Source organism: Microseira sp. BLCC-F43 (assembly GCF_041929235.1).
In the GTDB taxonomy this organism is placed as follows: domain Bacteria; phylum Cyanobacteriota; class Cyanobacteriia; order Cyanobacteriales; family Aerosakkonemataceae; genus Microseira.
Genome location: NZ_JBHFNP010000018.1, coordinates 1 through 6212, shown reverse-complemented (window position 1 = coordinate 6212; position 6212 = coordinate 1). Strand labels below are relative to the sequence as shown.

5 protein-coding genes are annotated in these 6212 nt (G+C 46.4%); 3 read left to right on the top strand and 2 right to left on the bottom strand.

The window, feature by feature from the left end; all coding sequences use genetic code 11:
- Positions 1-180: hypothetical protein (locus tag ACE1CM_RS02120; RefSeq protein ID WP_374875756.1), on the top strand; the 180-nt coding region annotated here is incomplete at its 5' end.
- Here the strand turns inward: ACE1CM_RS02120 and ACE1CM_RS02115 are convergent.
- Positions 177-725 carry a CHRD domain-containing protein gene (locus ACE1CM_RS02115; RefSeq protein ID WP_374875755.1) on the bottom strand — a complete coding sequence of 183 codons (549 nt, stop codon included), beginning with the start codon at positions 723-725 and terminating at the stop codon, positions 177-179. The genes ACE1CM_RS02120 and ACE1CM_RS02115 overlap by 4 nt on opposite strands.
- Positions 726-1087: 362 nt before the next feature.
- Positions 1088-2275 (bottom strand): RNA-guided endonuclease InsQ/TnpB family protein, encoded by a 1188-nt coding sequence (locus ACE1CM_RS02110; RefSeq protein WP_374875754.1) that lies wholly within the window; start codon positions 2273-2275, stop codon positions 1088-1090.
- 69 nt (positions 2276-2344) lie between these two features.
- Here ACE1CM_RS02110 and ACE1CM_RS02105 point away from each other — a divergent pair, with 69 nt between their 5' ends.
- Together ACE1CM_RS02105 and ACE1CM_RS02100 are read left to right on the top strand one after the other, a co-directional pair.
- A complete protein-coding gene (locus ACE1CM_RS02105; RefSeq protein WP_374875753.1) occupies positions 2345-5740 on the top strand; it encodes a UvrD-helicase domain-containing protein in 3396 nt (1131 codons plus the stop codon).
- Positions 5741-5881: 141 nt separating this feature from the next.
- Positions 5882-6115: a hypothetical protein gene (locus ACE1CM_RS02100; protein ID WP_374875752.1), complete on the top strand. Its 234-nt coding sequence runs from the start codon at positions 5882-5884 to the stop codon at positions 6113-6115.
- Positions 6116-6212: the final 97 nt, after the last annotated feature.

Genomic DNA, 6212 nt, shown 5'->3' with positions numbered 1-6212 from the left:
CTCAGAGGATGGGGAGAATCAAAGACAGGGGGACAAAGAGAGTCAGAGGAAAAACTCCCCGCGTCCCCTTGTCTCAGAGGATGGGGAGAATCAAAGACAGGGGGACAAAGAGAGTCAGAGGAAAAACTCCCCGCGTTCTCCTTGTCTCTGCGTCGCTGCATCTTCTTAGTCAAGCTTTAATTTATGACTTTGTTTCGCCGCCGCAACAGCAGAACCGTTCCGCTGACTAATGCTAGTCCCATTACAGTAGCAGGTTCGGGTGTTCGCTCAATTTGTCCGCGTAACTCGCCGCCACGGAAGGTGGTTGAATGGAGGTTGAAGTAGTATCCGTTGTCTAATAATCGGTTGAAAACAGCAGCAGATGTACCTGCTGGGACTTCTGCGGAAGTCCAATCGCCGACGATAGTACCGCTGGTCACTCCTTGATTTAAAGGCGCGTTATCTAAATTGTGAACGACTGGGCCATTTTCTCCACGGTTTCCCCTATGGATGTGCGCCAAGATCAAACTTTCGCTCATATCGGCAAACGTCACTTTATAGTTAAAAGTCCAGTTATCGGGATCGCCGTTGAGTGTAGCTTCAAAAGACCCTGTGGCGGGACTGTTAATTGGCGGCACCTCTTGCAAACCGCTCAGCGGTCCTGCAAAATTAAAGGTTGCTGCATTAGCTGCAACGGGCGCCAGTGCTGTTAACGCGGTGCTTAGCGCTGCTACTGCCCATTTCATAGAACTACTCCTTTGACATAACATGGGTACTGCCGTCGCGAATTAACCGAGGCGAAACAACCTCAATTACACAAAGCGCAAAGAAGACGGGGAGGCGGCGAGACGGGGGGAGGCGGAGAGTCGCCAGTGTCTCCTTCGCACCCGGTAAAATTACTGATAATCTAGTTAGGATGCCGATTTGAGCGCCAGATGTAAATGTTGCCTACTGTTCGTCCCCGGTAAAATTACTGACGACCTTGAGAAAATCATATAAATTTCCATCTCGTAGTTGAGTGTTTCTGCTATGTAATTTATGGAATCTTTTTACTTGACCGTCTTATTTGACATCCTCACCGCCCTAAAAGTGCGGTGATTCCTAAACCTCACGATTTAGGTTTCTGTTTCCTTCCATTACTGGATTTTCGCAACTGCCCTTTAGACTCATGCCTATTAGGTCTTACGGAAGCTCCACAGACTGTCACGGTGTGTCCCACCGCCAAAATGTTTTTTGCGGCGTTAATATCCCGGTCGTGGTGTGTCCCGCAGTTGGGGCAATCCCACTCTCTGATATTCAACGGCAGTTTTTCAACGATATGTCCACAGTTTCCACAGCGTTTAGAACTAGGAAACCAACGGTCAATCTTCACCAAGGTTCGACCATACCACTTGGCTTTATACGTAAGCTGTCTCACCAACTCACCCCAACCAGCATCGCTGATGGCACGAGCAAGCTTAGGATTCTTGACCATGTTTTTAACTGCCAAATCCTCGATTACTATCGTTTGGTTTTCACGAATCAATCGGGTTGTCAGTTTGTGCAGATGGTCAATCCTTGCATCAGAAATAGATGCTTGAATCCGAGCTACTTTAAGTCTTGCCTTGTCTCGATTGCCAGAACCCTTTTGCTTACGACTCAAAGACTTTTGCGCTCTCCTCAACCTTTGGTAGTGCCGATCAAAAGCCTTGGGGTTAGCAATTTTTTCACCCGTACTCAGGGTAACAAGAGAGCTAATTCCCACATCCAATCCCACAGCACTATCTTGAGGTTGCATAGTTTCATCATTGGGATCGTTGATCCGCAAGCTGACAAACCAGCGCCCAGAAGGCTCAAGTCTAACCGTGATAGTGGTTGGTTCACATCGTTTGGGCAGTTGTCTAGACCATTTAATTGGCAATGGTTCAGCACACTTAGCCAAGTAGACTTGTCCATCCTTCCATTTGAAAGCAGACTTAGTAAACTCTGCACTACCACCGCTACGCTTCTTTTTGAAGTTAGGGTATCTTGCCCTACCAGCAAAGAAGTTGCTGAATGCAGTTTGCAAATGTCTCAATCCTTGTTGCAGTGGCACGCAACTCACCTCATTCAAAAACTCGAGGTCATCTTGTTTTTTCCACTGCGTCAACATGGCAGAAGTTTGAACGTAATCTACACGTTCTTGCCTCTCATACCAAGCCTCGGTTCTCGCCGCCAATGCTCGGTTAAACACCAACCGCACACAACCAATTGTCCGGCGCAATATTTGTTCTTGCTCGGTAGTTGGGTAAAAACGGTAGCGGTAGGCTTTTTCCATACCTCACATTTTACCATATTTCATGTAAAGCCGTCCTAAAAGGACGGGGTTTCAGACCCAGGAGTTTCGATGACTCAAACAACTGATTTTCTTAACCATCTCAATCCTTCTCAACGCCGTGCCGTTGAGCATTTTTGCGGTCCTTTATTGGTCGTCGCCGGGGCGGGGTCGGGAAAGACGCGGGCGCTGACTTATCGCATTGCTAATTTAATTTTGCGCCACGGGGTCGATCCGGAAAATATCCTGGCGGTGACTTTTACCAACAAAGCGGCGCGGGAAATGAAAGAAAGGATTGAAAAGTTGTTCGCGCAACGACAGGCGGAAGAGGAATATGGGAAAGTTTTGTCAGATTTGACCGAGTCGCAGCAAACGCGAGTGCGATCGCAAGTTTACCAAACCTATATTAAACCCCTTTGGTGCGGCACGTTCCACAGTCTCTGCGCTCGCATTCTCCGCTACGATATCGACAAATATCAAGATGAGAAAAACCGCAAGTGGAATCGCAATTTCTCAATTTTCGACGAATCGGAAGCGCAAACTCTGGTTAAACAGATAATCACCCAAAAGCTAAATTTGGATGACAAGAAATTTGAACCCCGCAACATTCGCTACGCGATTAGCAACGCCAAAAACCAGGGACTCTCACCCAGCGACTATGCCAGAGAGCATCCTTATTATAAAGGGCGAATTATCGCCGATGTTTACACCCACTACCAAGATGCGCTGGCAGAAAATAACGCCCTCGACTTCGACGACCTAATTTTAGTCCCGGTGCAGCTATTTTGCCAAAACCAGCAAGTACTATCTTACTGGCATAAAAAGTTTTGCCATATTTTAGTGGATGAATATCAAGATACCAACCGCACCCAATATGACCTGATTCGCCTTTTAGTCACGGGCGGCGTTGATAGCAAAAAATTCGATAAATGGGAAAATCGCTCGATTTTTGTCGTGGGCGATGCAGACCAGTGTCTTCCCCCAGGCACGCAAATTTTGACTCCCGACGGATATGCGCCAATTGAGACATTAAAGGTAGGAGATAAAGTATTAGCACCCAGCGGCGAACATCAACTTTATCCCCGTACAGTTACTCACATCAAAAAGGGTTATTTTTCTGATTCCCTGTGGTGCGTGCGCGTTGGAAACAAATTGCTCAAAGGCACTCCCCATCACATTATCTTGGCGCGAATGGTTCCCCAAGCAGGACGTTACTACGTTTACTTAATGTACAGAGCAGACAGAGGTTATCGCGTTGGCATGACCAGAAGTCTACGTAGCAACGACTATGGCAAAGAAGAATTAGGCTTTAGATTGCAAGCAGCACAAGAACATGGTGACAAACTTTGGGTACTGAAAACAACTTCTTCCTACGAAGAAGCTCGTTACTACGAAGCTTACTATGCTGCTAAATATGGTCTACCAACAATAGTTTTTCACCGCGAAGGTCGGAATTTGCAAATCAGCGATGAGTTAATTTTCCGGTTGTTCCAAGAAATTGACACCATCACCAATGCTCACCATTTAATGGAGGATTTGTGGCTGCATCCCGATTATCCCCATTATCGACCGCAAAACGGCTCTCGGCGACAGACATTAAATTTGGTAATGTTTGGTACGCCCAGACTAGAGCGGCAATTGTCTGCTAGCTATCATCGCTTACAATGGTGTTCTAATCGCCGCGATATTGCCAACAATTTACAAGCTGCTGGTTTCTCAATTCGTTCGAGTAAAAACGATCGCGGTTATCGACTCGAAACGGCTAGAGTATCCTATAAAGAAGCCGTGGTTGTTGCTCATAAAATCGCTGAGACTGGTGGATTAGAAATTCGCCACCGCGCTTTCCTTTGCGGCATCACCTATGAATTTATGCCACTCTCTCACTTACAACCAGGGATGAGAGTTTTAGTAGATGTAGATGGGCAACTAGAAGAGCATGAAATAGAAGCAGTATTTCAGGAGGAGTATCGGGGAGAAGTTTACGATTTAGAAGTAGATATTGCTCACACTTACATTGCCAATGGAGTTTTAGTCCATAATTCAATCTACAGCTTCCGCATGGCAGATTTCACGATTCTGCTCGACTTCCAAAATGATTTCGGCGATGGTTTGCCCGATGAAGATACCCAGACGATGGTGAAATTGGAAGAAAACTATCGTTCGAGAGAAAACATCTTGCAGGTAGCCAATAAACTGATTGAAAATAATACCCAACGGATTGATAAAGTTTTGCGCGCCACGCGGGATGCGGGAGAGCAGATTTATTGTTACAAAGCTGAAGATGAGGTTGTAGAAGCCGAGTTTGTAGTCAATCAAATTCGCTTATTGGCAAACAATAATCCCGAATTAGACTGGGGAAGCTTTGCGATTCTTTATCGCACTAATGCCCAATCTCGCCCATTTGAAGAAGCGCTAGTAAGACGAGATATTCACTACACAATGGTAGGGGGTTTAAGATTCTACGATCGCAAAGAAATTAAAGACGTTTTGGCTTACTTGCGAACCCTGGCTAATCCAGCAGATAGCGTCAGCTTGCTGCGGATTATTAATACCCCCCGTCGCGGAATTGGCAAAGCGACTTTAGACCGATTAATTGCAGCAGCGCAAGAATTGGGCATTCCCTTATGGGAAATTTTAACCGATGAAACATCGGTGAATACATTAGCAGGAAGAACGGCAAAACCGATTTTAAGTTTTGTCGAACTTATGCAACGCTGGCGAGCAGAAATTAATTCCCGCTCGGCAGCAGAAATTGTCCAAGGAATCCTGGAAGAATCCGGTTATATTCAAGAATTGAAAACCCAGGGAACCGATGAAGCAATAGATCGATTGCAAAACGTGCAAGAACTTTATAACGCCGTGCTGCAATTCCAAGAAGATACGGAAGATTTGAGTTTAGAAGCTTTTCTCGCCAATGCTTCCCTTGCTTCAGATTTGGATAACTTAAAAGAAGGGCAAAAAGCCGTTTCTTTAATGACGCTGCATTCGGCAAAAGGACTGGAATTTCCCGTTGTATTTCTGGTAGGATTAGAGCAGGGATTATTCCCTCACATCCGCAGTTTAGACGACCCGGCAGCATTAGAAGAAGAACGCAGACTCTGTTATGTAGGCATCACCCGCGCCCAAGAAAATTTGTTTTTGACTCATGCGCGAGAGCGACGCTTATATGGTTCGCGCGAACCCGCGATTAAATCGCAATTTTTAGCAGAATTGCCACAAGAACATATCAGCGGTAACGGAACGACTGGGGTGACAAAAGCGATCCCCCCCTGCCCCCCCTTAACAAGGGGGGGAGTGAAAAGCGAAAATTGGAAAGTAGGCGATCGCATCGTTCATAAAGACTTCGGCGTCGGCGAAATCACCCGCGTTTTGGGTTCGGGAAACAAACTCTGTTTAGCAATAAAATTTCCCAGCATCGGTCAAAAAATCATCGACCCCAAAGTTGCGCCAATGCAACGAGTAGAGTAACTCTCTTTCATATCATGTCCTGTGGTATCGGTAGTGTATGGATGGCTAATTGCTCGCTTGCTAATTGCTCGCAATTCAATTGCCTCGAGAGCAGCGATTAGCGATTAGCTATTAGCAGTTACACAACCTTTGCTCAGGGACATGATATCACTCGTTACCAGGTTCACTCGTTACCAGGTTCCACCTAGTAACGCAACTTCAGCGGCTCCAGCTGCCGATAAGCCGCATATAATTGGAGGCAGCATCGTCGAATATAGCATTCCCAGTCTCTTGCCTGGGAACGAAACAAAAGCGGGTTGGTCTGAGGTGACGAAACCGAACTTAGAGGTGTTGACCTTTGAAGACGCACCAGACGGGGAGAATGGGAGACGCTAAGAGTGCACCATTCTCAAGATCTCTGCACCTGGTCACTTGCCCCCGGATTTATCCGTGGAGAGAAAAGAAATTCTTCCTTGCTTGAATCCCCCGGATT